Source organism: Streptomyces sp. NPDC093568 (genome assembly GCF_044764945.1).
Classification (GTDB): Bacteria; Actinomycetota; Actinomycetes; order Streptomycetales; family Streptomycetaceae; genus Streptomyces.
Window position 1 is genome coordinate 87116 of sequence record NZ_JBIWJD010000012.1, and the last position, 24705, is coordinate 111820.

Sequence of the window (24705 nt, forward strand, 5' to 3'; positions counted from 1 at the left end):
CTCCAGTAGCGGTCAGAGTCGTTGCGAGGCGTGTGGCGTACTGCATGAGCAAGGCCGTCCCTTTCTGGTGATCACCTGATGAGCACTCGGGACAACTCGGTCCTGCATCGGACGGTGAATGGTTCGTCGGCGTCAACTGCGCAACAAAACAGGCCTGTTGACCCACGACACCCGCACCAGCAGAATGACCCCGCATCCATGAGAGCGCTCTCAAGGCCCGATGAGGGAGACCCATGAACGGTACGACCGGCGCGAACGGCATCGGCGGGCAAGGTCCGGCTCTCGGTCGCCGCACATTCATCGGCGCCGGCCTCGGGCTCGGGCTCGGTGCCGTCGCCCTCGGCGGGGCCGGAACCGCGTACGCCGCTCCAGGGCGGAGCTCCGCCCCCCACCGTGCCCACACCTTCCTCGCCGCAGCCATGGACGCCTACCCCGACCACGGCCCCACCCGCCTCGCCCAGAGCTACACCGACCAGGCCGGTCTCTTCAGTACCGCCTTCACCTACGACAACGCCCTCGCGATCCTCGCCCTCCTCGCTGCCCGCACCGCCGGCGGACGGGAGCGGGCGGTCGTTCTCGGGGACGCGTTGTTGTACGCGCAGGCGCATGACCCGGGCTACGACGACGGTCGGCTCCGGCAGGCCTACAACGTGGGGCCGTACACCTTCTATGACGGCTCGCGGCAGCCGGACGGGTTCGTGCGGGCGGACGGGGCCGTCAATGTGGGGACGCAGTTCGGGTTCACGGGTACGGCCGTGGGGGACATGGCCTGGGCCGGGATCGCGCTCACTGCGCTGGCGCGGCGGACGGGGGAGCGGCGGTTTCTCCGTGGCGCTGTGCGGATCGGGGAGTGGATCGAGCGGAACGGGCGTACGGACGAACCCCTCGGGGGCTACAAGTTCGGCGTCGACGGGGGCAACCAGCGGCTGCCCTTCACCTCCACCGAGCACAACACCGACCTCGTCTGTCTCTTCGGGCGGCTCGCCCGGCTCACGCGGGACGGGGTGTGGACGCAACGGCGTGTCCGTGCGCGGGACTTCGTGCTGCGGATGTGGGAGGCGGACGGCGGGTTCTTCTACACCGGCACCAACGACGGCGTGACCGTCAACAAGTCGCCCATCCCCGAGGACACCCAGACCTGGACCCACCTCGCCCTCGACTCCCGCGCCCATGCCCGTTCGCTCGACTGGGCCGCGCGAGAGCTGGCCGTGCTCGACCACGCCGGGCGGCGCAACAGCACGGTTCCGGCGGGGCAGTCGTACGAAGGTGTCACCTTCAGTTCCGCCAGTCTCCTCGCGAACGAGGACGCACCGATCGCCGACTCCCAGCCCAAGCCTGACAGGAACGGCGTGTGGTTCGAGGGGACCGCGCATCTCGCGCTCGCGCTGCGGGAGCGGGGCGGCCGCGCTGACGAGGCGCGGGCCCGGCGGCTGATGGACTCCCTCGAACGGGCCCAGGAGCGGCTCGGCGGCGGGCAGACCGTCGGTGGGCGGGCGCTGCCCGAGGGGGTGGGGGTCGTGTCCGCGAGCAGTCCTCTCGACACCGGGTTCGGGTTCGGGTACTACCCGTACCGGCATGTGGGGGCGACCGCCTGGTACCTGATGGCGGCCGCGCGTCACAACCCGCTGCGCGCCTGACGGGCGCGGAGTCCGGCGGCGCCCTCGTCTGCGTGGTTGTGGTTGCGGCGCGGCGAGGGTAGTCCCGCGTGCGCTCCGCGGGACAATCGGGAGCGGATGCGTTGGATTTCCGTGTACGGAGGCGGCCGTGATGAGTGACTCCGGTACGCCGCTCGCCCAGAAGATCGGCATCAAGCCGGGCCATCGGCTGCGGCTCCTTCATGCGCCGGATCAGTGGGACATCCCTGGGCTGCCGACGGGATGCGAGGTGGCCGAAGGGGGGCCGCGCGGGGCAGACGTCGCCGTCGCGTTCTATCGGGCGTACGGGGATCTCGTCGCCGAAGGGCCAGGGCTGGTCGGCGACCTCGCCGACGACGCCATGCTGTGGATCGCCTGGCCCCGACGCGCCGCCGGCCACACCAGCGACATCACCGAGAACGCCCTGCGCGACCTCTTCCTCCCCCTCGGGGTCGTCGACGTGAAGGTGGCGGCGCTGGGGGAGGACTGGTCGGGGCTGAAGTTCGTACGGCGTCGGGAGCACCGCCGTAGGTAGGTTCGCCCGTACGTTGCAGGCAGCCCGCCGTACGAAGTCCGTCGCCCTCAGCAGACAGCCCGCCGTACGCAATCCGCCACCCTCAGTCCGCAGCCCCCGGCCCGCCCACCGAACCCCCACACCAGCCCCACCGAACGCCCCGCAGATTGGCGAACTTTAGACGTCGTACCCGTGAACGACTAGCATCTCGCCGGTAATCGCAGCCGGGACGAGGTGAGGGGGCGGGTATGACGGAGCTGAGGATCGCCGTCGCCGTGGTGACCATGGGCAACCGTCCCGCCGAGGTCGACGCGCTGCTGGAGTCCGTGGCAAAGCAGGACCTCGCCCCCGACCGGATCGTCGTCGTCGGCAACGGCTGCCCGCTGCCCGAGTTCGCGGAGCGGCTGGGGCTGCCCGGCGAGTTCACGCCGATCGAGATGGACGAGAACCTGGGCTGTCCGGGTGGACGCAATGTGGCTCTGGAGCGGCTGCGTGAGTTCGGGGACATCGACGTCGTGGTCGAGTTGGACGACGACGGGTTGCTCGTCGACGCCGATGTGCTGCGCCGGGTACGGGACCTGTACGCCGCCGACGACCGGCTCGGCATCGTCGGTTTCCGCATCGCCGACGAGCACGGCGAGACCCAGCAGCGGCACGTGCCGCGGGTCGGCAAGTCCGATCCGTTCAAGGGCGGTTACGTCACCGGCTTCCTCGGCGGCGGGCACGCGCTGCGGACGGCGATGCTGGCCGAGACCGGGGACTGGCCCGCCAAGTTCTTCTTCGCACACGAGGAGACGGACCTCGCGTGGCGGGCGATCGACGCGGGCTGGCGCATTCTCTACGCGCCCGAACTGCTCCTCCAGCACCCGAAGACCTCGCCCGCCCGGCACGCCATCTACTTCCGGGTCAACGCCCGCAACCGCGTCTGGCTGACCCGCCGTCGGCTGCCGTTGCCGCTGATCCCGGTCCATCTGGGCATCTGGGTGCTGCTCACCCTCGCCCGGACCCGGTCGTTCGGCGGTCTGCGTGCCTGGTTCGGCGGCTTCAGGGAGGGGCTGCGGGAACCGGCCGGTGAGCGGCGGCCGATGCGCTGGCGCACGGTGTTGCGGCTGTGCCGGCTGGGGCGGCCGCCGGTGGTCTGACCGGTGGGGCGGAGCGGGACGCGGGTCCCGGTCGTTCACCTCCGCCGACCGGGACCCATGCGTCCCCGGATCCGGCCGCGGCGGCGACGCTCCCCCGAGCTGCGCGTTCCACGCGCGCGCCGTCGGGCCGGATCCGATGTGCTGATCAGATTAAGCCATGCCAAGAGAACGCCAACATCTGGCCAAATGTGTTTCGCGACACGCGTCGATACACGGGTCGATCCACGCGTCGCTACGCGGGTCGATCCACGCGTCGCTACGCGGTTCGATCCACGCGTCGCTACGCGGGCCGATACCCGCGTCGATACACGCGTCGATCACTTCGCGTCCGCATAGCACTCCACCACCGCCGTGGTGAACGGGAATCTCACCGGTGTCTGACCGAACGTCAGCCGTCCCGCCAGTTCCGCCGCCTCCCGGATCGCCGTCACCACCGCTTCGGCCTCCTCCAGCGGACAGTGCACGATGACCTCGTCGTGCTGGAAGAAGACCAGCTCGGCCGACATCCCCGCGCAGGTCTGCCGCAGCGCGGCGAGCAGCAGCAGTGCCCAGTCGGCGGCGCTGCCCTGCACGACGAAGTTACGGGCGAAGCGGCCCCGCGCACGGGCGTTGGTGGAGGCGTAACCGCGGCCCCATTCCTGGGCACCGGCGCCCTCGGCCGGCTCGTCCCCGGTGTCCGCGACCGGGATTCCGGCCTCCTCGGCGATGTCGTCCGTCGCTCCGGCGGCCGGCGGACAGGTCCGCCCCAGCCACGTCCGCACCAGCCGCCCCTCCTCGCCCGCCCGCGCCGCCTCGTCGACGTAGGCCACCGCCTTGGGGAACCGGCGTCTGAGCGCGGCGAGGTTCTTGAGTCCGTCGCCGGAGGTCTGGCCGTAGACGGCACCCAGCACCGCGAGCTTGGCCTGGGCGCGATCCCCGGAGAAGGCCCGGTCGGAGACGGACTGGTACAGGTCGGTCTCCCGTCCGGCCACCTCCATCAGCCCGGGGTCGCGCGAGATCGCGGCGAGCACGCGCGGCTCCATCTGGTCGGCGTCGGCCACCACCAGCCGCCAGCCGGGGTCGGCGACCACGGCACGCCGGATGACCTTCGGGATCTGCAGCCCGCCCCCGCCGTTGGTCACCCAGCGCCCGGTGACGGTCCCGCCCGCGATGAACTCGGGTCTGAACCGGCCCTCCCGCACCCAGTCCTGGAGCCAGGACCAGCCGTGGGCCACCCAGATCCGGTAGAGCTTCTTGTACTCGACCAGCGGTTTCACGGCCGGGTGGTCGAGGGACTCGATCTCCCAGCGACGGGTCGATCTGATCTTGATCCCGGCCTGCGCGAAGGCCTTGATGACGTCCGCGGGCAGATCGGGCCGCACCCGGCGGCCGAAGGCCGCGGACACCTCGTCGGCCAGCCGCCGCGGCTCCCCGCCGCCGGCGTACCGCTCGCCCAGCAGTTCGTGCAGCACCCGGCGGTGGACCTCGGCGCTCCAGGGCAGCCCGGACCGGTTCATCTCGGCGGCGACGAGCATCCCCGCCGACTCGGCCGCCGTCAGCAGCCGCATCCGCTCCGGGTGCGCGGTCCGGTCGTGCCGGCGCTGCTGCTCGGTGTACACCTCGACCAGGTCGGTGAGCGGGACATGGAGTGCCTGTGGCTCGAACAGCGAGGACTGCGAGCCCGGTTCGGCCGAGCGCTGCGGCGGGTCGGGCGGCACGGCGCCGCCGCGCAGCCGGGCGAGGGCGGCGGCGGCCGACCTGGGCTCGCCGGACCGCCCCTCGTGGCCGAGCAGGAGGGTCTCGGCGTCCTCGATGTCGTAGCACCGCTCCACTCGCACCCCCGTGGCGAGCAGTCGCGGATAGATCTCGGCGGTGGACCGCCACACCCAGCGCGCGACCTCCGGCCGCCTCCGCACGGCCTCGGCGGCGTCCGGCTCCCGGCGCACCGGCCCGGCGAGCAGCCCGTCCGGGCCGAGGGGGGCGATCTCCACGCCACCGTCCTCGGCCGGGGCGAGCGCCCACCGGTCGGTCATGCTGCGAGTGTGGCACCCGGGTCTGACAACGGGCTCAGCCCCGCGCCTCGCCCGCCTTGTTCTGCTCGCGGGACTCCTTGCTGGTCCGCTCACCGCTCTGCAGGAACTGCGAGAGCAGTTCGACGACGTAGTCCTCCACCGCCTGCTTGGTGAGGCCGAGGCCGGACAGGACGCCGGTGCCGTTCTCGAACTCCAGCAGGGCCAGCAGGATGTGCTCGGTGCCGATGTAGTTGTGGCCGAGGCGCAGGGCCTCGCGGAAGGTCAGCTCCAGCACCTTCTTGGCGTCGGAGCCGTAGGGGACGAGTTCGGGCACCTCGTCGACGGCGGGCGGCAGCGCCGCGGTGGCGGCCTGGCGTACGGAGTCCAGGAGTACGCCCTGGGCCGTGATCGCCTTCGCGGCCAGGCCGTCGGGGTCGGCGAGCAGGCCGAGGACCAGGTGCTCCGGCCGGCCCTCGGAGTTGCGGGCCGCGATGGACTCGTTGTGGGCGGCCACCACCGCGCCCCGGGCGCGTGGCGTGTAGCGGCCGAAGCCCTGCTGGGGGTCGAGGTCGATGGACTCCTTCGGCACGAACCGCTTCTGCGCGGCCTGCCGGGTGACGCCCATGCTCTTGCCGATGTCGGTCCAGGAGGCGCCCGATCGCCGGGCCTGGTCCACGAAGTGACCGATCAGGTGGTCGGCCACTTCGCCGAGGTGATCGCCGGCGATCACCGCGTCCTGGAGCTGGTCGAGGGGTTCGTCGTGGACCTTCTTGATGGCCGCGATGAGTTCGTCGAGACGTACGGATGACGTGATGGTCGGGTTCGTCGACATGTGTCAACCGTAGGTTGACAGTCATGGGAGTGTCAACCCGAGGTTGACATTCTGCGGCGATGTTCGACACCGATCTACGATCCCTGGGTGACCACGCCGAGCACCGTCGACCGCGCCTTCGAGGCCGCCCTCTACGACACCGAGCACACCGCGCTCGACACCGGCGCCTCCCTGCTCGCCGCCGACCCAGGCGCGGACGCCGAACTCTCCCGGCGCGGCGAGGAGTTCGTGGCGGCGGCCTGGCGGCGCGGCTGGCAGCCGGCGGATGTCGTACGGCTGGTGCGGCGCGACCTGGACGACGTACACGTACGACTGCTCTCGGCGCTGATCCGCGCGCAGACGCCGAACGACCGCCCCCGCGGCCCCCGCTGGCAGGCGCAGCTCGACGACCTGCCCACCGGGGCGCCGCCCCGCGCCGACCGCTTCTCGCACGCCACCGCCGTCCTGGAGCTGTACCGCCTCCTGCTGCGCCTGCCCGCCCTGGAACCCCTGGAGGAGCCGGCGGCCAAGGGCTCCCGGCCCGAGTCGCGCATGCTCACGCGGATCCGCGCGCTGCTGGCGAAGGCGGAGGCGACCGGGTTCCCGCAGGAGGCGGAGGCGCTCAGCGCCAAGGCGCAGGAGCTGATGGCCCGGCACAGCATCGACGAGGCCCTGCTCGCCTCCCGCACGCCCGCCGCGAAGGACGCGCCCGGCGCCTGCAGGATCGGGGTGGAGCCGCCGTACGAGCAGGCGAAGGCGGTCCTGCTGGACGCGGTGGCAGGCGCCAACCACTGCCGTGCCGTGTGGAACGAACCGTTCGGGTTCTCCACGGTCGTCGGCTTCGAGGCCGACCTGGAGGTGGTCGAGCTGCTCTACACCTCGCTGCTCGTGCAGGCGCAGACGGCGATGACGAAGGCGGAGGCGGCGCAGCGCGCGGGCGGTCGCAAGCGCACCAAGACCTTCCGGCAGTCGTTCCTGGCGGCCTACGCCCACCGCATCGGCGGCCGGCTGGACGAGGCGGCGCGGACGCAGGTGTCCGACGACCTGCTTCCGGTCCTCGCCTCGCGCGAGGTCGCGGTCACCGCACGCCTGGACCACATGTTCCCGCAGACCACCACGACCCGGCTGCGCGGTGTCAGCGACGAGGCGGGCTGGGTGGAGGGCGCCGAGGCGGCCGACCGGGCCCAGGTGGCACCCCGTCGGCCGCTGCGCTGAACGTCAGCAGCCGGACCGCCGGCCTCGCTGGTCGGCGTCAGTCGTCGGAGCGCTGGCCTCGCTGGTCGGCGTCAGTCGTCGGAGCGCTGGCCTCGCTGGTCGGCGTCAGTCGTCGGAGCGCTGGCCTCGCCGGTCGGACTCAGTCGCCGGACCGCTGAACTCGCCCGACGGCCTCAGTCGCCGGACCGCTGGAACCCGCTCACCGACGCGTCCGGAGTCTTCCCGTCGCTCTTGAGCGCGACGGCGCCGTACGACCACTTGAAGTTGTGCGTCTCGGTGGACCCGGGCAGCCGGACCTTCGCGGTCTTCACGGCGAGGCTCTTGCCGCCGCCCTCCTCGCCCCGGACGTAGGTGAGCGTGAAGGACGTGGTGGCGTCCTTCACGAGGGTCGTCTTGCCCGCCGTGACGGCCTGGTCGGGCGCGACCGTGACCGTCTTGCCGCCCGCGTCGAACTCGAGCGTGGGCAGCCCGTCCAGGGCGCACTTGGCCTCGCCGCGGTTGGTGACGGTGACCGGCACGTTGCCGGTGTCACCGGCGGCGGGCGCGGCGTTGGCCGGCCCGAACTCCACGGCCAGCTCGTCGACGCAGCCGGAACCGGCCTTGGCGTCCTGGCCGGTGGTGTCCCCGCCGTCGTCGCAGGCGGTCAGGAGGAGGGCCGCGGCGAGGGCGGCGACGGTGAGGGAGGTGGCGCGCATGGGTTCCTCTGGCTGGGACGTCAGTGATCGCGGGCAGTGAGCGAATCAAACATCACGATCCCAGACCGGCCGTCGGCAGGCCCGTCGGGAGCTTGCCGCCCTCAGACTTGGTGTACGTCTCGGAGCCGAGGCCGCCCTCCCAGGTCACCTTCAGCGAGGACTTGGCGACCGAGTCGACCATCCCGACCGCGCGGTCCTTGCTGCCGTCGGTGCACTTGAGGCGGATCATCCGCATCCCGTCCTCCTCGCCCGAGGTCCCGCTGCACACGGTGCCGCCGGTCGCGAAGAGCCCGGCCTCCTTGCCGTTGATCATGAGCACCACGGCCTTGCCGTCGGTCGTGGCGAGCCAGCTGCCGCCCAGTTCACCGGCCGAGGACTCCGATCCGCCACCCGTGCCACCGCCCGTACCGCCACCCGTGTCGGCACTCGCGGTGGCGGAGCCGCTCGGGCTGGGGGCGGCGTCGGAATCGGAGCCGCCGTCACCGCTGCACGCGGTCAGCGCGAGCGCGCCCGCCAGCGTCGCCGCCATGGCGGCGGCCCGCATCCGACGGCCCGACATCGTGCGCGTACGCGAGAAAGTCGCCGAGGTCACTGGAAGCTCCCAAGCTGTAGCGGTCGGCATACGGCCGATTCGGCCGACGTGGCCGAAACGACCGCAGCAAGTTACCAGGGAGTCCGGTCCGTACCCCAGGTCCGTCCCGGTCCTCGGTACCCCGGGTCCGTCCCGGTCCTCGGTGCCCAGGTCCCTCCCGGCCCTCGGTACCCCAGGTCCCTCCGGCCCTCGGTACCCCAGGTCCCTCCGGCCCTCGGTACCCAGGTCCCTCCGGCCCTCGGTACCCAGGTCCCTCCCGGTCCTTGGTACCCAGGTCAGGCCCGGCCAGGCCCAGCCCGGCCAGGCCCAGCCCGGCCAGGCCCAGCCCGGCCAGGTCCAGCCCGGCCAGGCCCAGCCCGGCCTACCAGGACGCCTTGCGCACCCCCGGCAGATACCCCGCGTGCGCCTGCTCGCGCAGACTCACCCGGGACAGGCCGAAGGCGCGCAGGTAGCCGCGCGGCCGCCCGTCCACCTGGTCGCGGTTGCGTACGCGCGTCGCGCTGGCGTCCCGGGGCTGGCGGCGCAACTCACGCTGGGCGGCGAGCCGTTCGGCGTCGCTGGACGACGGCCGCCGGATGATCTCCTTCAGTTCGGCCCGCCGGGCGGCGTACCGGGCCACGATCTCCTGCCGGCGATCGTTCTTGGCGATCTTGCTCTTCTTGGCCATCAGACCTTCACCCCCCGCGCGCGGATCCGGGCGACTGCCGCCTCGACGCCGATGGTGTCGACGGTCTTGATCCCCTTGGCGCTCAGCCGCAGCCGCACGTGCCGGCCCTCGCCGGGCAGCCAGTAGCGCTTGGTCTGGATGTTGGGGTCGAAGCGGCGGGAGGAACGCCGATGGGAGTGGGAAACGGTGTTGCCGAAGCCGGGCCGGGCGCCGGTCAGCATGCAGTGGGCGGACACGGGTGACGCACCTCTCCTCGCTCGAAGCTGTTAATGGAATTCATTTTCAGTAAGATAGCAGCATGGCTCGCAACGAACTCCGCCCGGTCATCAAGCTCCGGTCCACCGCCGGCACCGGCTTCACCTACGTGACCCGCAAGAACCGCCGCAACGACCCCGACCGGATGACCCTGCGCAAGTACGACCCGGTCGCCGGCCGGCACGTCGATTTCCGAGAGGAGCGCTGAGCACCGCCATGCGCAACGGAATCCACCCGCCCTACGGCCCGGTCGTCTTCCGGGACCGCGCCGCGAACCACGCGTTCCTGACCCGCTCGACGATGACCAGTACGAAGACGATCGAGTGGGAGGACGGCAACACCTACCCGGTCGTCGACGTCGAGATCTCGAACGTCAGCCACCCCTTCTACACCGGCACGGCCCGTGTCCTGGACACCGCCGGCCGCGTCGAGCGCTTCGAGCGCCGGTACGGAAAGAAGGGCTGATGCTCTCCGTCGTGATCGTCGGCGGGCTGCACGCCGACGCCCGCAAGGCGGCCGTGGCACGGCTGCTCGCCGACGTCCCCGGCAGCGTCGTACTCCACCACGACCTGGCGACGGCCGCGGCCGGCACGGTCGTCCGCACGATCCGCGACGCGGCCGGCCTCGTCAGCGCCGGCGAGGCGCCGCTGGTCAACGACTGCGCCTGCTGTGCCCTGCGCGAGGACCTGGTGCCGGAACTGCTGCGGATCCGGGACGCGGGCGGCACCCGGATGGCCGTCGTCGAGCTCTGGGACTCCGTCGAACCCAAGGCGATGGCCGAGGTGGTCGCGGCCGGCGGGCTCACGGTCACCGGCGTGATCACCGCGGTCGACCCCGCCCTGGTCCTGCCGTACCTGGGCGACGGCGACGACCTGGCCGAGCGCGACCTCGCGGCCGCCGCGACCGACCAGCGCACGGTCGCCGACACCTTCGCGCGCCAGCTGGAGTACGCCCCCGTCCTCGCCGTGGCCGACTCCCCGGAGGCCGACGACGAGGACCGCGAACTGCTGGCCCAGCTGCACCCGACGGCCCGCCAGGTCCCGATCGGGCCCGCCGACGACCTGACGGTGCCGACTCCCCGCCGCCGCCTCGTCGGCCCGCTCGCCGAGGCGGCCCTCGCGGGCTTCGACGTGGAGTCGGCCGCCGCGGCCCAGCACCCGGCGTGTGCCCTGCTCCCCGCCGAGGCCGACGCGCACGGCGTCGCCACCCTGGTCTGGCACCGCCGCCGCCCCTTCCATCCGGAGCGGCTGTACGAGGCACTGGAGGACATCACCTGTGCGGCGGCCCGCAGCCGGGGCCGCTTCTGGCTCGCCGACAAGCCCGACGTGCTGCTGCACTGGGACGCGGCGGGCGGGGCCCTGTGCGTGGAGAGCGCGGGCCCGTGGATGGCCTCCCTGCCCGACGCGGCCTGGGACATGGTGCCGCCGGTGCGCCGGGCGGCCGCCGCGCTGGACTGGCACCCCGAGCACGGCGACTGCTGCCAGCACCTGGTCTTCACGTCCCCCGGCCTGGACCGGGACGGCCTGTGCCGGCTCCTGGAGTCCTGCCTGCTCACCGACGCCGAGTACGCCGCCGGCCGCGACGCCTGGAAGCGGCTCCCGCCCGCCTTCGACACCCTCCTGGAGGTCTGACCGATGCCCCGCATCCCCGCCCGCAAGCCGGCCAAGTCCCGCCCCAACCCCCTCGACCAGGCCGGGATCACCTACATCGACTACAAGGACACCGACCTTTTGCGGAAGTTCATCTCCGACCGGGGCAAGATCCGCAGCCGTCGGGTCACCCGGGTGACGGTCCAGCAGCAACGCCAGCTGTCAAAGGCCATCAAGAACGCTCGCGAAATGGCACTCCTTCCGTACACAACCCGCTGAACCCCAGCCACAACCGCGGCCGACGCGAACGCGTATGCGCAGGTCCCGGCGCCCACCCGGTGGGTGCCGGGACCTTGTGCGTCCAGGAAGCGGACTGTCGCTTCGCGTTTGGAACAAGACGGCCACGGAATGCGTCTCTTCCTAGGATGCGAGGGTCGGTGTGTGACGCGATCCGCGGGGCATGCGCTGGAACGCAAACAGGGCCGCGTACGTCACAGGAGTAACCACAGGAACACCCCGCGTGCACGTGCATCTGCTCATGCAGTTGCACGTGAACAGAGCTATGATCCGGAAGCAGTTGACTGCCGCACCACTGCACCACCTCATGCCTCAATGGCCTCGAGCCACCGCACCACCGGGGAGCGACCTGTGGACCACGACGTGTACAACGGCATGGCAGCCACGGATCTGAACGGGGTGGCCTGGCAGAAGAGCAGGCACAGCAACTCCCAGGGCTCCTGCGTGGAGTTCGCCCGGCTCCCGGGCGGAGAGGTGGCCGTGCGCAACTCCCGCTTCCCGGACGGCCCGGCCCTCGTCTATACCCGTGCCGAGATCGAGGCCATGCTCCTGGGCATCAAGGACGGCGAGTTCGACCACCTGGTCGCGGGCTGAGCAGGCGCCTCCTCGAACGGCCGTGCAACTCAGGGCAATCGGTCCGTATCGCTGGGTAACGCGCGTAGAACCGCGGCGCCGTCGTGCGCCGCGGTTCATCCCTCGGCCGAGCTCCCCGTCGCCGGCTGCAGCCGGAACAGCGCCCAGACCACCTTGCCGCTGAGTGTTCCCGCCAGCGGATGCCATCCCCAGCCGTCACTGAAGGAGTCGACAAGGAACAGTCCCCGCCCGGATTCCGCGGAGAAGTCGTCGGTATCGCGCGCGACCGGGCTGTCGTGGCTGGGATCGCGCACCGCGCACACCAGTCGCTCGGTCCACCGCATGAGATGCAGCCGCACGGGCGGCGTCTGCTCGGGCATCCGCTGCGCGCCGGCGGGCAGCGCGTGCCGCAGCGCGTTCGTCACCAGCTCGGACACCACGAGACACACGTCGTCGAAGCGGTAGCCCAGCTCCCACTGGTCCATGGTGCGCCGGGTGAACTTCCGGGCCTCGCGCACCGCTTCGTAACGGGCGGGCAGAGCGCAGGACGCGGCATTGGAGACGGCGGTGGGATCCAGCGGCGGAAGGCCCTGCCGTAACGGCTCGAGCATGGTCGATCCATTCGTCCCCATGCGAGGCACTCCCGAGAGTTCGCGGTCGTTGCGATGCAGCGGTTGCGCGGGACCATGGTTTCGGATGCGCCAGGCAGATGCAAGGGCAGATGCACGTGCACGTGACCGAATTGGACGCTCCCGTACCGCTTGTTGGCCATTTTTTCCGCCAACTTCGGCCCCTCTCCTTGTGTTCCGCTGACTCCTTCCTGGGAGGAATCCTTGTCTTCTTTCCGTCTCTGTAATCGGACGAGTACTGCTCGAAGTGATTTAGTGGCAGACTGCGGGCCCTGAAGACGGTTGGGGAGGCTGGCGAACGTGAGCGCGGGAGAGCCCGGATCGGTGGTGCGGCGCATGCTGCTCGGCTCGCAACTGAGGCGACTGCGGGAGGCGCGCGGGATCACGCGCGAGGCGGCGGGTTACTCGATCCGCGCCTCCGAGTCGAAGATCAGCCGGATGGAGCTGGGCCGGGTGAGCTTCAAGACGAGGGACGTCGAAGACCTGCTGACGCTGTACGGCATCTCGGACGAGCAGGAGCGCGCCTCACTGCTCTCCCTCGCCCGTGAGGCCAATGTCGCGGGATGGTGGCACAGTTACTCCGACGTCCTGCCGAGCTGGTTCCCCACCTACGTCGGCCTGGAGGGCGCCGCCAGCCTCATCCGCGCCTACGAAGTGCAGTTCGTGCACGGCCTGTTGCAGACCGAGGAGTACGCCCGCGCGGTCGTCCGGCGCGGTATGAAGGGCGCGAGCGCGGCCGACGTCGAAAAGCGTGTGGCGCTGCGCCTGGAGCGGCAGAAGTACCTCGTCGCCGAGAACGCCCCGGAGTTCCACATCGTCCTCGACGAGGCCGCTCTGCGCCGGCCGTACGGCGACCGTGAGGTGATGCGCGGCCAGCTCCAGCACCTCATCGAGATCTCCGAGCGGTCCAACGTACGCCTGCAGGTCATGCCGTTCGGCTTCGGCGGCCACTCCGGTGAGTCCGGCGCCTTCACCATCCTCAGCTTCCCCGAGTCCGACCTCTCGGACGTCGTCTACCTGGAGCAGCTCACCAGCGCCCTGTACCTCGACAAGCACGAGGACGTCGCCCAGTACGAGAAGGCGCTCAAGGAGCTCCAGCAGGACAGTCCGGGGCCGGACGAGAGCCGGGATCTTCTGCGGGGACTCCTTCAACTCTCCTGAGACACAAGTACGATGACGTGTGATCAGACCGTGAAGGCGATCGCGATGGCGTCCATGCCGATCGGGTGTCTGCTAGGGATTGAGGGATCACATGTCGTCCTACTTCACCGACCTGGCTCAGCAGTACATCGACGGTGAATGGCGTCCGGGCACAGGCTCCTGGGACATCATCGACTTCAACCCGTACGACGGTGAGAAGCTCGCGTCGATCACCATAGCCACGGTCGACGAGGTCGACGACGCCTACCAGGCCGCCGCGCGCGCCCAGAAGCAGTGGGCGGCGACCAATCCGTACGCCCGCCGCTCGGTGTTCGAGAAGGCGCTGCGCCTGATAGAGGACCGCGAGCAGGAGATCGCCGAGGTGATCATCGCCGAGCTCGGCGGCACCCGGCTGAAGGCGGCCTTCGAGCTGCACCTCGCCAAGGAGTTCCTGCGCGAGGCGGTCCACCTGGCGCTGCGCCCCGAGGGCAAGATCGTCCCGTCGCCGGTGGACGGCAAGGAGAACCGCGTCTACCGCGTGCCGGTCGGTGTCGTGGGTGTGATCAGCCCCTTCAACTTCCCCTTCCTGCTGTCGATCAAGTCGGTCGCCCCGGCCCTCGCGCTCGGCAACGCCGTGGTCCTCAAGCCCCACCAGAACACCCCGATCTGCGGTGGCTCCCTGGTCGCGAAGATCTTCGAGGACGCGGGCCTGCCCGCCGGCCTGCTCAACGTCGTCATCACCGACATCGCCGAGATCGGCGACGCCTTCATCGAGCACCCGGTCCCGAAGGTCATCTCCTTCACCGGCTCCGACAAGGTCGGCCGCCACGTCGCCACCGTCTGCGCCTCGCACTTCAAGCGCTCGGTCCTCGAACTCGGCGGCAACAGCGCGATCGTCGTCCTCGACGACGCCGACATCGACTACGCGGTCGACGCGGCGGTCTTCAGCCGGTACGTCCACCAGGGCCAGGTCTGCATGGCCGCGAACCGCGTCCTCGTGGACCGCTCGGTCGCGGACGAGTTCACCGAGAAGTTCGTCGCCAAGGTGAAGACCCTCAAGGCCGGCGACCCGCGCGACCCGGAGACCGTCATCGGTCCGGTCATCAACTCCTCCCAGGCGGACGCCATTTCGGGCACCGTCGAGCAGGCCATCGCCGAGGGCGCTACCGCTCTGGTGCACGGCACGACGACGGACAACCTCGTCGAGCCGTCGGTCCTGACGAATCTGCCCGCCGACTCGGCCCTGCTGAAGCAGGAGGTCTTCGGCCCGGTCGCCTTCCTCCTCACCTTCGACGGCGAGGAGGAGGCCGTACGCCTGGTCAACGACTCCCCGTACGGCCTGAGCGGCGCCGTCCACACGGCGGACATCGAGCGCGGTGTCGCCTTCGCCAAGCGGATCGACACGGGCATGTTCCACGTGAACGACGGCACCGTCCACGACGAGCCGATCGTCCCCTTCGGCGGCGAGAAGCACTCCGGCCTCGGCCGCCTGAACGGCGAGACGATGCTGGACGCGTTCACGACGACGAAGTGGATCTCGGTGCAGCACGGGCGAAGCGGGTTCCCGTTCTGAGCGCAGCGTCCGAGGGGCCTCGCGCCCGGGGCTGACCTCGGCCCCGGGCACACCGCGGCTCTAACCTGGACCGCATGTCAGCGATCCGTCTCCTCGTGCTCGGCGCCGTCCGTATGCACGGCCGGGCCCACGGCTACCAGGTGCGCAACGACCTGGAGTACTGGGGCGCGCACGAGTGGTCCAACGCCAAGCCCGGCTCGATCTACCACGCGCTCAAGCAGATGGCGAAGCAGGGCCTGTTGCACGCGCACGAGATCGCGCCGTCCACGGCGGGGGGCCCGCCCCGGGTGGAGTACGAGCTGACGGACGCGGGCACCGAGGAGTACTTCGCGCTGCTGCGCGACGCGCTGGTCACCTACGACCAGCGGGGAGACGTGAAGACGGCGGCCCTCGGCTTCATGGTCGACCTGCCGCGGGCCGAGGCGGTGACCCTCCTGAAGGAGCGGGTCCGCCGGATCGACGAGTGGCGTGCCTCCGTCGTGGCCCACTACGTGCCCGAGGAAGGGCCCGAGCAGCTCGGCCACATCGGCGAGATCATGAACATGTGGGTGCACACCGCGGACTCCGAGGGCGAGTGGACCAGCGGGCTGATCGAGCGGCTCGAAGCGGGCGCCTACACGTTCTCCGGAGAGGGCGATCCGTTCGTCGGCATCCTGGCCGATGACCAGGAGAACCCGTACGCGACGGGGGAGACCCACCCCGGAGATGCGCGCTAATCAAGTTTGACTAACTCTGAGAGGTGGCCTACCTTCGAGCTTGTAGTCAAGTTTGACTAGCGAGGGAGAAGCAGTGGCCGACACGGCGATCATCGTCGAAGGGGCACGCAAGAAGTACGGCGGAAAAGCGGGCAGGCACGCGCTGGACGGGCTCGACCTCACGGTCACGCGCGGCACCGTGCACGCAGTGCTCGGCCCGAACGGCGCGGGCAAGACGACCCTGGTCCGGATCCTGTCCACCCTGCTGCGGCCGGACAGCGGCCGCGTGGAGGTGGCCGGGCACGACGTGGTGCGCCGGGCGTACGAGGTGCGCCTGCGCATCGGGCTGCTCGGCCAGCACGCGGCCCTGGACGAGGAGTTGGGCGGCCATCAGAACCTGGAGATGTTCGGCCGCCTCTACCACCTCGGCGCCCGCCACGCGCGCGTGCGCGCCGACGAGCTCCTGGAGCGCTTCGGCCTGGCCGACACCGGCCGCAAGCCGGTGAAGCAGTACAGCGGCGGCATGCGGCGACGGCTGGACCTGGCGGCCTCACTCATCACCGACCCGGAGGTGCTCTTCCTCGACGAACCCACCACCGGCCTCGACCCGCGCGGCCGCGCCGAGGTCTGGTCCGCCGTCCGCTCCCTGGTCGGCGGCGGCACCACGGTGCTGCTCACGACCCAGTACCTGGAGGAGGCCGATCAGCTCGCCGACCGCATCTCGGTCGTGGACGCCGGCCGGGTCGTCGCCGACGGCACGGCGGACCAGCTCAAGGCGCTGACCGGCGGCGACCGCGTCGATGTCGTCCTGCGCGACGCCGGTCAGCTGGGTGCCGCGGTCGCCCTGCTGCCCGTGCCGAAGGACACCGTCTCCGTCGACACCGACCGCCGGCTGCTCAGCGCCCCCGTCAGCGACCGGATGGCGGCGCTCTCCGGGGTCGTACGGGCCCTGGAGGAGGCCGGGATCGAGGCCGAGGACGTCGTGCTGCGGCGGCCGACGCTGGACGAGGTGTTCCTGCACCTCACCGGGAGCGACGACCGAGTGAAGGAGGCCGCGTGAGCACGCACGCCTACGCCCTGACCGACTCCTGGACCATGACCCGCCGCGAACTCGCCCACTGGGCGCGCCAGCCCGTGCAGGTCGTGGTCAACCTGGTCTTCCCCGTGATGCTGCTGCTGATGTTCGGCTACCTCATCGGCGGCGGCCGGGGCGTCCACGGCTCCTACATCGACTATCTCCTCCCCGGGATGCTCGCGCTCACCATGGCCTTCGGGCTGGAGGGCACGATGATCGCGGTCACCCAGGACATCAACAAGGGCGTGATCGACCGCTTCCGCTCCATGCCGATGGCCAACGGGGCGGTCCTGGTGGGCCGTTCGGCCGCCGACATGCTCCAGTCGGCGCTGGCTCTGCTCGTCCTGATGGGCGTCGGATTCGCGCTGGGCTGGCGCGCGGACGGCTCCCCCGGGGGCTTCCTGGGCGCCCTCGGGCTGCTCCTCCTCTTCCGCTTCGCCATGCTGTGGGTCGGCATCCAGCTGGCCCTGGTGGCCGGCCGGCCCGAGATGGTGCAGGCCGTGCAGATCCTGGTCTGGCCGATCGGCTTCCTGTCCAACGCCCTCGCCCTGCCCGGCTCGATGCCCGGCTGGCTGGGCACGGTCGTCGAGTGGAACCCGATGTCCCACACGGCGACGGCCGTACGGAACCTGTTCGCCGGCACGGGCACCGAGCACGTCGTGGCGGCGACCGTCTGGCCGCTGGCCCTGCTGGCGGTGTTCTTCCCGCTGGCGGTACGGCGGTTCGCGCGACTGAGCCGCTAGCGGCCACCCCGGTGCCCGCGACGCCGAGCTGATCCGAACGCCGGGCCCTAGTGATGAAAGCCGGTGGCCGCCCCCTTGTCGCGGGTGAAGGGGTGCGGCTGCCGGCGCAGCTCCGGCAGGGAGCGGCTCAGGTCCTCCACGAAGAGCTCGGCGAGATCGGCGGAGAAGCCGTTGCGGCAGACGACCCTCAGCACCGACAGGTCCTCGCGGTGGGGCGGGAAGGTGTACGCGGGGACCAGCCAGCCGCTCTCGCGCATCCGCCGGGAGACGTCGAAGACGTCGTACGCCCTGACGTCCGGGGCCGTGGTGAAGGCGAACACCGGCAGCTGGTCGCCGCGGGTCAGCAGCCGGAAGTCGCCGAGCTTCTCCACCGCCTGGGCGAGCTTGCCGGCCACGTCCCGCGCGGTCTGCTGCACGGCCCGGTAGCCCTGCCGGCCCAGCCGCAGGAACGAGTAGTACTGGGCCACGACCTGTGCGCCCGGCCGGGAGAAGTTCAGCGCGAAGGTCGGCATGTCGCCGCCCAGGTAGTTGACGCGGAAGACCAGCTCCTCCGGCAGCGCCTCGGCGTCCCGCCACAGCGCCCAGCCGACGCCGGGGTAGACGAGCCCGTACTTGTGCCCCGAGGTGTTGATCGAGGCGACCCTCGGCAGCCGGAAGTCCCACACCAGGTCCTCGTCGAGGAAGGGCGCCACCATGGCCCCGGACGCGCCGTCGACGTGCACCGGGATGTCGTGGCCCGTGCGCTCCTGGAGGGCGTCCAGGGCGGCGCACAGGTCCGCGATCGGCTCGTAGGAGCCGTCGAAGGTGGAGCCGAGGATCCCGACGACCCCGATGGTGTTCTCGTCGCACATCTCGGCCGCCGCCTGCGGATCGAGATGGAACCGCTCGCCCTCCATAGGGACCAGCCGGGGCTCGACCTCCCAGAAGTTGCAGAACTTGTCCCAGCACACCTGGACGTTGACACCCATCACGAGGTTGGGGCGCGCCCCTGGATACCGGTCGGTGTTGCGCCGCGCCCAGCGCCGCTTGAGCGCCATCCCCGCGAGCATGCACGCCTCGCTGGAGCCGGTGGTGGAGCAGCCCACGGCCGTCGAGGGATCCGGCGCGTTCCACAGATCGGCCAGCATCGCCACGCAGCGGCGCTCCAACTCGGCCGTGCGCGGGTACTCGTCCTTGTCGATCATGTTCTTGTCACGGCACTCCACCATCAGCACATCGGCCTGCGGCTCCATCCACGTGGTGACGAAGGTGGCCAGGTTGAGCCGGGAGTTGCCGTCCAGCATCAGCTCGTCGTGGACCAGCTGATACGCCGTCGACGGCGACATCGGCGCCTCGGGCAGCCGATGCGTGGGCGGGGCCTGGGTCATGCCGCCGACCGGATTGGCCTCGCCGTAGAAGGGGTTCACGGACAGGTGACGCTCTTCGGGGTCGCCGGGACCTTTGTGCAAGGACATGGGCCTGCCTCCTGACTTCACGAACGGGTTTCATCGGACCGAGGTTCCGTCGGGGCGCAACTGCATCTGGGGGCGCCCCGTCACCAGCAGCCAGGCCGGCAGCGAGGCGATGCACAACAGGGCGATGATCGAGGGCGAGGCGACCAGGACGGCGGCGGTGAACAGGCTCACCCAGCCCTGCCGGGTGATCGCCAGCAGCATGCCCAGCACCCCGGCGGCCACCCCCACGGCCGGGTGCACCTCCGGCACCAGGGCGTGCGCGGCCAGGCCGAACGCGGAACCGACGAAGACGGCCGGGAAGATCCGCCCGCCCCGGAACCCGCACGCCGCCGCGACCACCAGCGCGGCCAGCTTGACGACCGTCATCGTGGCGAACTCCCCGGCGCTCCAGCCGTCCGGGTCGGCCGCCAGCTCCCCGACCTCCTCCAGCCCCTTGAAGAGCGTCAGATGGCCGCCCAGCGCCCCCAGGAGCCCCAGCAGGAACCCGCCGACGGGCAGCGCCACCATCGGGTGCCGCAGCCGCCGGAAGACGCCGTGGACGTACGGGAAGACGTACACGGCGGCCATGCCGAGCACCGCGGCGGCCGAGGCGACCACGACCACCGCCAGCAGATCCGCCCAGCCGGGGTGCCCGAACGGCGGCAGGCCCAGGTCGAAGGACGGCTCGGACACCAGGTCGACGGTGAGCGCCCCGGCCGCGGCGGCCACCAGCGGCGCGAACACGTTGTCCCACAGCGCGCCCCGGGTCTGACGCGTCGCCAGCGCCTCCGACAGCAGCAGCGCCGCCGCGACCGGCGTCCCGAACAGCGCGCCGATCGTCGCCGCCTCCGCCAGCATCGGCCACAGCTGTCCCGGCGCCCGGGGCGCCAGCCGGTGGCCCAGCCAGAACGCCAGCCCCACGTTCACCGCGATGATCGGGTTCTCCGGGCCCAGACTCGGCCCGCCCGCCAGCATCAGCCCCGTCGCCAGCACCAGCCCGGGCAGCACCGAGACCGGCAGCACGGGCGCGTCCAGGCCGACGGTGGCCGGATCCGGCCCGGCGTGCCCCGGCACCTTCCACACCACCAGGCCCACCGCGATCCCGGTGGCGGTGAGCATCACCAGCATCCACAGCACCGAGTAGCGCCCCACCCCCAGGGCGTCCGGCAGATCGCCCCACAGCACGTCCTGGAGCGCCTCCGCCGCCTCGCTCACGCCCAGGAGCAGCAGGCTCGCCATCACGCCGATCACCACGGCGGGCAGGATCGACGGCAGCAGCGCGCGCGCCGGGGTCGCCGGAGGATGGGGCGGCTGCTGCGCGGTTTCCTGGGCCACGGGCTCACGATAAGCGGGCAAAACGGACGCTTCATCTGGAGTGGGCCGAGTCGGGGGCGGTGCCCGGCTTGCACCTCACGCCACGTGAGGACGCACCGTGGAGGGCGTACCGAGAAGGGAGCGGAAGTGAGCTACTTGGTGGGACAGGTCGCCGGTTTCGCCGGTGTGACGGTGCGCACCCTGCACCACTACGACGACATCGGCCTGCTCGTGCCCAGCGAGCGCAGCCACGCGGGCCACCGGCGCTACAGCGACGCCGACCTCGACCGGCTGCAGCAGATCCTGTTCTACCGCGAGCTCGGCTTCCCGCTCGAGGAGGTCGCCGCCCTGCTCGACGACCCGGACGCGGACCCGCGCGCGCACCTGCGCCGGCAGCACGAACTGCTGACCGCCCGGATCGAGAAGCTCCAGAAGATGGCGACGGCCGTGGAACAGGCCATGGAGGCACGCAAGATGGGACTCGACCTCACGCCCGAGGAGAAGTTCGAGGTGTTCGGGGACCACGACCCGGACCAGTACGCGGACGAGGTGCGGGAGCGCTGGGGCGACACCGACGCCTACCGGCAGTCACAGCAGCGCACGGCCGCGTACACCAAGGAGGACTGGAAGCGCGTCACCGAGGAGATGGAGGCGATCCATCAGCGCATGGCCGACCTGATGACCGGCGGCACACCGGCCGCCTCCGAGGCGGCGATGGACACGGCGGAGGACCACCGCCGCTTCATCAACGGCACGTACTACGACTGTTCGCACGACATGCACACCCGGCTGGGCGAGATGTACGTAGCCGACCCGCGGTTCACCGCGATGTACGACGGCATCCGCCCCGGCCTCGCCGTGTACCTGCGCGACGCCATCCTGGCGAACGCCGCCCGTCACACCTCGTGAGTTCCTGGCCCGCGAGGGGCCGTCCGGGTCACTCCCGGGCCAGGACCACCGCGGTTCCGTAGGCGCACACCTCGGTGCCCACGTCCGCCGCCTCGGTCACGTCGAAGCGGAACGCCAGCACGCCGTTCGCGCCACGCGCGCGTGCCTGCTCGACGAGCCGCTCCATGGCCTGGTTGCGGGTCTCCACGAGCGTCTTGGTGAGCCCCTTGAGCTCACCGCCGACCAGTGACTTCAGCCCGGCGCCGATCTGACTGCCGACGTGCCGGGAGCGCACGGTCAGCCCGAAGACCTCGCCGACGACCTCCGTGACCCGGTGTCCGGGAACGTCGTTCGTCGTCACCACCAGAACGTCCGGCCGGGGGCCCTGCCCGCCGCCGTACTCTTCGATGCCCATGGCTCACAGCTTTGTCCCAGCCGGGGCACAGTGCATCCTGAACGCGTCCATGGAACCTGGGCGGCCACTGCGGCGTTGATATTTTGGACCCGCCAGTCACAGCCCGCCCGCCCCTTCCCCGCAGGAGCCACAGTCACGTGACCACGCTTGCGCTCGGCCCCGAGTGGCTCAGCCCGGACTATCTGATCGAGACCTTCAGCCTCCCCGGAATCCTGCTGATCGTCTTCGCCGAGTCCGGTCTCTTCGCGTTCCTGCCGGGGGACTCCCTGCTGTTCACGGCGGGTCTGTTCGTGGCGGAGGGGAACTACATCAGCCAGCCCCTGTGGCTGGTCTGCACGCTCATCGTGCTGGCCGCCGTCATCGGCGACCAGGTCGGCTACATGATCGGCAAGTTCTTCGGCCCGAAGCTCTTCAACCGGCCCAACTCCAAGCTCTTCAAACAGGAGAACCTGGAGAAGGCGCACGAGTTCATGGAGAAGTACGGCCCGAAGGCGATCGTCCTCGCCCGTTTCGTGCCGATCGTGCGCACCTTCGCCCCCATCGTGGCGGGCGCCGGCCGTATGAAGTACGCCACGTTCCTCACCTACAACGTCATCGGCGGTATCGCCTGGGGCACCGGCGTCACCCTTGCCGGCTACTGGCTCGGCCAGATCGACTTCATCAAGACCAACGTCGAGGCGATCCTCATCCTGATCGTCTTCATCTCCGTGGTCCCGATCATCATCGAGTTCCTGCGGGAGCGCGCCAAGAAGAAGCGGGCGGCTGCCGAGGCCCCGGCCGCGGTACGGCACCAGCAGGCCCCGCCCATGGACGACGCGACGACCCAGCTCCGCCGCATCCCGTCCGACGACCAGCCCCAGCAGCCGTACGGCAATCAGTACGGCGACCAGGGCGGCCGGCAGAGTTACGGCAACCAGTACGGCGACCAGGGCGGCCAGCAGTACGGCTACGACCAGCAGTACTACGGCCAGCAGCCCCCGCAGCAGCCGTACGCCCAGCAGTACCCGCAGGGCTACGACCAGCAGAACCAGCAGTACCCGCCGAACCAGGGCTACTGAGACGCCGGTTGCGTTGACGGCCACCCCGGCCGATATGAGAACCGCCGAGCGCTCAGAAGCCCCGTGTCCGCTTCGCCGCTCGGCGCTTCTCGGCGGAGCCGATGCGCAGGAACAGGCGCGAGATCTCGGACCCCAGGTTCACCCCGATGGCGATGGCCATGGCGAGTGAGGCGGCCGTGGCCAGCGACACCAGGCCCTTGTCGACGTTGTTCTGCGCGATCGACAACAGCCCGAAGTAGGTGGCGGAACCGGGCAACAGGGGTCCGATCGCCGCGGTGGTGTACGGCAACGCCGACGCGAACCGATAGCGCGCCATCAGCTGCCCGAACAAGCCCACCAGCCCCGCCGCGACAGCCGTGGAGGCGACCGGCGAGAACTCTCCGGCGTAGTGCATGGCGCCGTACACGACCCACGCGACACCCCCGTTGAGGGTCACGGCGAGCACGGTGGATCGTTCCTGCTGGAGCAGCACCGCGAAGGTCAGCGACAGCAGCATCGACGCGGCGATCTGCCAGTACGGCCGCTCGGAGACGTTCAATACCGCGTCCGGGCTGAGCTTGGCGCCGAGGTTGACCCCGAAGTACAGGATCACCAGCACACCGACCACGATGCCGACGAAGAAGTACAGGACCTCCAGCAGCCGCGCGGACGCGGTGATGTAGAAGCCGGTCAGCCCGTCCTGCACGCCCGCCACCAGCGCCCGTCCGGGCAGCAGCGCGAACAGCCCACCGGTGATGACCGCGGACGCCTTCACATCGACGTGCGCCAGCGTCAGCGCGACCCCTATCGCGGCCGGCGGCATCGCGGCCACCGTGAACTGGTAGAACTCCGGCAGCCCGCGCCCCGCGCACAGCCACGCCAGCCGGTCGCCGAGCATCGCGCCCACCATCGCCGCGACGAAGACGATCACGTCACCACCGACCAGCACGGAGGCCGCGCCCGCCAGCAGTCCGCTCGCGCCGGTCAGCACCCAGGTCGGGTAGGGGTGCCGGTTGCGGCGGATCTCCGCGAGCCGCCCGTAGGCCTCCTCCAGGGAGATGTGGCTCTCCGGGTCGCTCAGGTCGTCGACGAGCCGGTACACGGCGGCCAGGCGCGTGTAGTCGGTGCCGCGCCGCCGCACCGTGCGCGCCGCCGAGACCGGGTCGTCCACCAGCGAGGGCTGGTACGAGATCGACAGCAGCGTGAAGGTGACGTTCGGCTCGCAGCGGTCCAGGCCGTAGGACCGGCACACCGCGAACATCGCCGCCTCGACGTCCTCCGCGCCCTCACCGCCCGCCAGCAGCAGCTCGCCGATACGCAGGGTCAGGTCGAGCACGCGCGGGACGGCCGGACCCTCCTCCTCCGCCCGGGGCATCCGCTCCGGAGCGGGCCGCTCGGCCACCGGCATGCGCAGCATCGTGCGCATCCGGTCCTGCCAGGGCAGGTCCTTGGTGAGGCTGACCTGCGGTATGCCGTTGGGGGGCGTGAACGCCAGGGCGTCCGGGCCGCCGTACAGGCTGGGCGTGCTGAACGCCGAGCCCTCCGGTTCCGCGGTCGGCGGATGCGGCGCATCCAGCCCCGTGGGGAGGGCGAACTCCGACGTGGTCTCCGACTCGCTGTCCCCGACCTCGATCCCGGCGGGCGGGGTGAAAGCCATCCTCGCCTCGTCCGACTGCGGCTTGCGGTCCTCCGCTTCCGTCACCTGCGTAGCACTCCTTGTACGACACCTCCTGCCGCACTCAGTATGCGCACAGACACGCGAACGGGCTGCACGCGCATGCGTACAGC

Annotated in this window: 27 protein-coding genes; 16 read left to right on the forward strand and 11 right to left on the reverse strand. The window is 70.8% G+C overall.

From position 1 onward, the window contains the following. The first annotated feature begins 233 nt into the window (after positions 1-233). The 3 genes from ACIRD7_RS35820 (at position 234) to ACIRD7_RS35830 (ending at position 3290) form a co-directional block, all read left to right on the forward strand. Positions 234-1637: a Tat pathway signal sequence domain protein gene (locus tag ACIRD7_RS35820; RefSeq protein WP_403460019.1), complete on the forward strand. Its 1404-nt coding sequence runs from the start codon at positions 234-236 to the stop codon at positions 1635-1637. A gap of 130 nt (positions 1638-1767) precedes the next feature. Then, complete coding sequence (locus tag ACIRD7_RS35825; RefSeq protein WP_403460021.1) at positions 1768-2169, forward strand: DUF3052 domain-containing protein; 402 nt, start codon at positions 1768-1770, stop codon at positions 2167-2169. A gap of 227 nt (positions 2170-2396) precedes the next feature. Then, positions 2397-3290: a glycosyltransferase family 2 protein gene (locus ACIRD7_RS35830; RefSeq protein ID WP_403460022.1), complete on the forward strand. Its 894-nt coding sequence runs from the start codon at positions 2397-2399 to the stop codon at positions 3288-3290. 317 nt (positions 3291-3607) lie between these two features. Here ACIRD7_RS35830 and ACIRD7_RS35835 read toward each other — a convergent pair whose 3' ends face one another. Together ACIRD7_RS35835 and ACIRD7_RS35840 are read right to left on the reverse strand one after the other, a co-directional pair. Then, a complete protein-coding gene (locus ACIRD7_RS35835; RefSeq protein WP_403460023.1) occupies positions 3608-5302 on the reverse strand; it encodes a bifunctional 3'-5' exonuclease/DNA polymerase in 1695 nt (564 codons plus the stop codon). A gap of 34 nt (positions 5303-5336) precedes the next feature. Beyond that, positions 5337-6113, reverse strand: coding sequence for a Clp protease N-terminal domain-containing protein (locus tag ACIRD7_RS35840; RefSeq protein ID WP_403460024.1), 777 nt, complete (start codon positions 6111-6113; stop codon positions 5337-5339). Positions 6114-6200: 87 nt separating this feature from the next. Between ACIRD7_RS35840 and ACIRD7_RS35845 the strand changes: the two genes are divergently transcribed. Beyond that, positions 6201-7307 carry a DUF2786 domain-containing protein gene (locus ACIRD7_RS35845; protein ID WP_403460025.1) on the forward strand — a complete coding sequence of 369 codons (1107 nt, stop codon included), beginning with the start codon at positions 6201-6203 and terminating at the stop codon, positions 7305-7307. Between the two features lie 173 nt (positions 7308-7480). Here the strand turns inward: ACIRD7_RS35845 and ACIRD7_RS35850 are convergent, their stop codons facing one another. The 4 genes from ACIRD7_RS35850 to rpmB form a co-directional block, all read right to left on the reverse strand. Then, positions 7481-8002, reverse strand: a complete 522-nt coding sequence (locus ACIRD7_RS35850) for a DUF4232 domain-containing protein (RefSeq protein ID WP_403460026.1) — start codon at positions 8000-8002, stop codon at positions 7481-7483. A 52-nt stretch (positions 8003-8054) separates the two neighbouring features. Beyond that, complete coding sequence (locus ACIRD7_RS35855; RefSeq protein WP_403460122.1) at positions 8055-8546, reverse strand: hypothetical protein; 492 nt, start codon at positions 8544-8546, stop codon at positions 8055-8057. A 409-nt stretch (positions 8547-8955) separates the two neighbouring features. Continuing rightward, positions 8956-9261: a 30S ribosomal protein S14 gene (gene rpsN, locus ACIRD7_RS35860; protein ID WP_403460027.1), complete on the reverse strand. Its 306-nt coding sequence runs from the start codon at positions 9259-9261 to the stop codon at positions 8956-8958. Continuing rightward, positions 9261-9497 carry a 50S ribosomal protein L28 gene (gene rpmB, locus ACIRD7_RS35865; RefSeq protein WP_403460029.1) on the reverse strand — a complete coding sequence of 79 codons (237 nt, stop codon included), beginning with the start codon at positions 9495-9497 and terminating at the stop codon, positions 9261-9263. The genes rpsN and rpmB overlap by 1 nt, the downstream gene beginning before the upstream one ends. A 62-nt stretch (positions 9498-9559) precedes the next feature. On the opposite strand from rpmB, the gene rpmG reads away from it, so the two are divergent. The 5 genes from rpmG to ACIRD7_RS35890 all read left to right on the forward strand — a co-directional run bounded on the left by rpmG (position 9560) and on the right by ACIRD7_RS35890 (position 11996). Continuing rightward, positions 9560-9724, forward strand: a complete 165-nt coding sequence (rpmG, locus tag ACIRD7_RS35870) for a 50S ribosomal protein L33 (RefSeq protein WP_015658813.1) — start codon at positions 9560-9562, stop codon at positions 9722-9724. A gap of 8 nt (positions 9725-9732) precedes the next feature. After that, on the forward strand, positions 9733-9981 hold the full coding sequence (locus ACIRD7_RS35875; RefSeq protein WP_403460030.1) for a type B 50S ribosomal protein L31: 249 nt from the start codon (positions 9733-9735) through the stop codon (positions 9979-9981). Continuing rightward, positions 9981-11147, forward strand: a complete 1167-nt coding sequence (locus ACIRD7_RS35880) for a CobW family GTP-binding protein (protein ID WP_403460031.1) — start codon at positions 9981-9983, stop codon at positions 11145-11147. Before ACIRD7_RS35875 ends, ACIRD7_RS35880 begins: the two co-directional genes overlap by 1 nt. Before the next feature lie 3 nt (positions 11148-11150). Then, positions 11151-11384: a 30S ribosomal protein S18 gene (gene rpsR / locus ACIRD7_RS35885; RefSeq protein ID WP_403460032.1), complete on the forward strand. Its 234-nt coding sequence runs from the start codon at positions 11151-11153 to the stop codon at positions 11382-11384. Between the two features lie 333 nt (positions 11385-11717). Continuing rightward, positions 11718-11996 (forward strand): DUF397 domain-containing protein, encoded by a 279-nt coding sequence (locus tag ACIRD7_RS35890; RefSeq protein ID WP_403460034.1) that lies wholly within the window; start codon positions 11718-11720, stop codon positions 11994-11996. 95 nt (positions 11997-12091) lie between these two features. On the opposite strand, the gene ACIRD7_RS35895 is transcribed toward ACIRD7_RS35890, so the two are convergent. After that, entirely contained in the window at positions 12092-12607 is a 516-nt protein-coding gene (locus ACIRD7_RS35895) for an ATP-binding protein (RefSeq protein WP_403460035.1), read from the reverse strand. Between the two features lie 333 nt (positions 12608-12940). Here ACIRD7_RS35895 and ACIRD7_RS35900 point away from each other — a divergent pair, with 333 nt between their 5' ends. The 5 genes from ACIRD7_RS35900 to ACIRD7_RS35920 all read left to right on the forward strand — a co-directional run bounded on the left by ACIRD7_RS35900 (position 12941) and on the right by ACIRD7_RS35920 (position 17830). After that, positions 12941-13765, forward strand: coding sequence for a helix-turn-helix domain-containing protein (locus ACIRD7_RS35900; RefSeq protein ID WP_403460123.1), 825 nt, complete (start codon positions 12941-12943; stop codon positions 13763-13765). A gap of 91 nt (positions 13766-13856) precedes the next feature. Beyond that, complete coding sequence (locus ACIRD7_RS35905; RefSeq protein ID WP_403460037.1) at positions 13857-15317, forward strand: aldehyde dehydrogenase family protein; 1461 nt, start codon at positions 13857-13859, stop codon at positions 15315-15317. Between the two features lie 74 nt (positions 15318-15391). Continuing rightward, on the forward strand, positions 15392-16033 hold the full coding sequence (locus ACIRD7_RS35910; protein ID WP_403460038.1) for a PadR family transcriptional regulator: 642 nt from the start codon (positions 15392-15394) through the stop codon (positions 16031-16033). 73 nt (positions 16034-16106) lie between these two features. Next, positions 16107-17072, forward strand: coding sequence for an ATP-binding cassette domain-containing protein (locus tag ACIRD7_RS35915; protein ID WP_403460040.1), 966 nt, complete (start codon positions 16107-16109; stop codon positions 17070-17072). Between the two features lie 35 nt (positions 17073-17107). After that, on the forward strand, positions 17108-17830 hold the full coding sequence (locus ACIRD7_RS35920; protein ID WP_403460124.1) for an ABC transporter permease: 723 nt from the start codon (positions 17108-17110) through the stop codon (positions 17828-17830). 47 nt (positions 17831-17877) lie between these two features. Here ACIRD7_RS35920 and ACIRD7_RS35925 read toward each other — a convergent pair whose 3' ends face one another. After that, the gene (locus tag ACIRD7_RS35925) at positions 17878-19284 is read right to left on the reverse strand and encodes a glutamate decarboxylase (RefSeq protein ID WP_403460041.1); all 1407 of its coding nucleotides are present in this window, start codon (positions 19282-19284) and stop codon (positions 17878-17880) included. Between the two features lie 30 nt (positions 19285-19314). Next, positions 19315-20598 (reverse strand): ion channel protein, encoded by a 1284-nt coding sequence (locus ACIRD7_RS35930; RefSeq protein ID WP_403460043.1) that lies wholly within the window; start codon positions 20596-20598, stop codon positions 19315-19317. 126 nt (positions 20599-20724) lie between these two features. On the opposite strand from ACIRD7_RS35930, the gene ACIRD7_RS35935 reads away from it, so the two are divergent. Then, positions 20725-21486, forward strand: a complete 762-nt coding sequence (locus ACIRD7_RS35935; protein WP_403460044.1) for a MerR family transcriptional regulator — start codon at positions 20725-20727, stop codon at positions 21484-21486. Positions 21487-21514: 28 nt separating this feature from the next. Here ACIRD7_RS35935 and ACIRD7_RS35940 read toward each other — a convergent pair whose 3' ends face one another. Then, entirely contained in the window at positions 21515-21880 is a 366-nt protein-coding gene (locus ACIRD7_RS35940; protein ID WP_403460045.1) for a YbjQ family protein, read from the reverse strand. Positions 21881-22017: 137 nt separating this feature from the next. Between ACIRD7_RS35940 and ACIRD7_RS35945 the strand changes: the two genes are divergently transcribed. Further along, positions 22018-22938: a DedA family protein gene (locus ACIRD7_RS35945; protein ID WP_403460046.1), complete on the forward strand. Its 921-nt coding sequence runs from the start codon at positions 22018-22020 to the stop codon at positions 22936-22938. Positions 22939-22990: 52 nt separating this feature from the next. On the opposite strand, the gene ACIRD7_RS35950 is transcribed toward ACIRD7_RS35945, so the two are convergent. Further along, entirely contained in the window at positions 22991-24619 is a 1629-nt protein-coding gene (locus ACIRD7_RS35950; protein WP_403460048.1) for a threonine/serine exporter ThrE family protein, read from the reverse strand. Positions 24620-24705: the final 86 nt, after the last annotated feature.

What these genes read in the sequence shown, in the direction of transcription:
- ACIRD7_RS35880 (WP_403460031.1), top strand. Translation starts at nt 9,981, where the DNA reads ATGCTCTCCGTCGTGATCGTCGGCGGGCTGCACGCCGACGCCCGCAAG.
- ACIRD7_RS35875 (WP_403460030.1), top strand. Translation starts at nt 9,733, where the DNA reads ATGCGCAACGGAATCCACCCGCCCTACGGCCCGGTCGTCTTCCGGGAC.
- ACIRD7_RS35925 (WP_403460041.1), bottom strand. Translation starts at nt 19,284, where the DNA reads ATGTCCTTGCACAAAGGTCCCGGCGACCCCGAAGAGCGTCACCTGTCC.
- ACIRD7_RS35910 (WP_403460038.1), top strand. Translation starts at nt 15,392, where the DNA reads ATGTCAGCGATCCGTCTCCTCGTGCTCGGCGCCGTCCGTATGCACGGC.
- rpsR (WP_403460032.1), top strand. Translation starts at nt 11,151, where the DNA reads ATGCCCCGCATCCCCGCCCGCAAGCCGGCCAAGTCCCGCCCCAACCCC.
- ACIRD7_RS35850 (WP_403460026.1), bottom strand. Translation starts at nt 8,002, where the DNA reads ATGCGCGCCACCTCCCTCACCGTCGCCGCCCTCGCCGCGGCCCTCCTC.
- ACIRD7_RS35905 (WP_403460037.1), top strand. Translation starts at nt 13,857, where the DNA reads ATGTCGTCCTACTTCACCGACCTGGCTCAGCAGTACATCGACGGTGAA.
- ACIRD7_RS35895 (WP_403460035.1), bottom strand. Translation starts at nt 12,607, where the DNA reads ATGGGGACGAATGGATCGACCATGCTCGAGCCGTTACGGCAGGGCCTT.
- ACIRD7_RS35940 (WP_403460045.1), bottom strand. Translation starts at nt 21,880, where the DNA reads ATGGGCATCGAAGAGTACGGCGGCGGGCAGGGCCCCCGGCCGGACGTT.
- ACIRD7_RS35900 (WP_403460123.1), top strand. Translation starts at nt 12,941, where the DNA reads ATGCTGCTCGGCTCGCAACTGAGGCGACTGCGGGAGGCGCGCGGGATC.
- ACIRD7_RS35890 (WP_403460034.1), top strand. Translation starts at nt 11,718, where the DNA reads ATGGCCTCGAGCCACCGCACCACCGGGGAGCGACCTGTGGACCACGAC.
- ACIRD7_RS35820 (WP_403460019.1), top strand. Translation starts at nt 234, where the DNA reads ATGAACGGTACGACCGGCGCGAACGGCATCGGCGGGCAAGGTCCGGCT.
- ACIRD7_RS35920 (WP_403460124.1), top strand. Translation starts at nt 17,108, where the DNA reads ATGACCCGCCGCGAACTCGCCCACTGGGCGCGCCAGCCCGTGCAGGTC.
- ACIRD7_RS35840 (WP_403460024.1), bottom strand. Translation starts at nt 6,113, where the DNA reads ATGTCGACGAACCCGACCATCACGTCATCCGTACGTCTCGACGAACTC.
- ACIRD7_RS35835 (WP_403460023.1), bottom strand. Translation starts at nt 5,302, where the DNA reads ATGACCGACCGGTGGGCGCTCGCCCCGGCCGAGGACGGTGGCGTGGAG.
- rpmG (WP_015658813.1), top strand. Translation starts at nt 9,560, where the DNA reads ATGGCTCGCAACGAACTCCGCCCGGTCATCAAGCTCCGGTCCACCGCC.
- ACIRD7_RS35855 (WP_403460122.1), bottom strand. Translation starts at nt 8,546, where the DNA reads ATGCGGGCCGCCGCCATGGCGGCGACGCTGGCGGGCGCGCTCGCGCTG.
- ACIRD7_RS35830 (WP_403460022.1), top strand. Translation starts at nt 2,397, where the DNA reads ATGACGGAGCTGAGGATCGCCGTCGCCGTGGTGACCATGGGCAACCGT.
- rpsN (WP_403460027.1), bottom strand. Translation starts at nt 9,261, where the DNA reads ATGGCCAAGAAGAGCAAGATCGCCAAGAACGATCGCCGGCAGGAGATC.
- ACIRD7_RS35825 (WP_403460021.1), top strand. Translation starts at nt 1,768, where the DNA reads ATGAGTGACTCCGGTACGCCGCTCGCCCAGAAGATCGGCATCAAGCCG.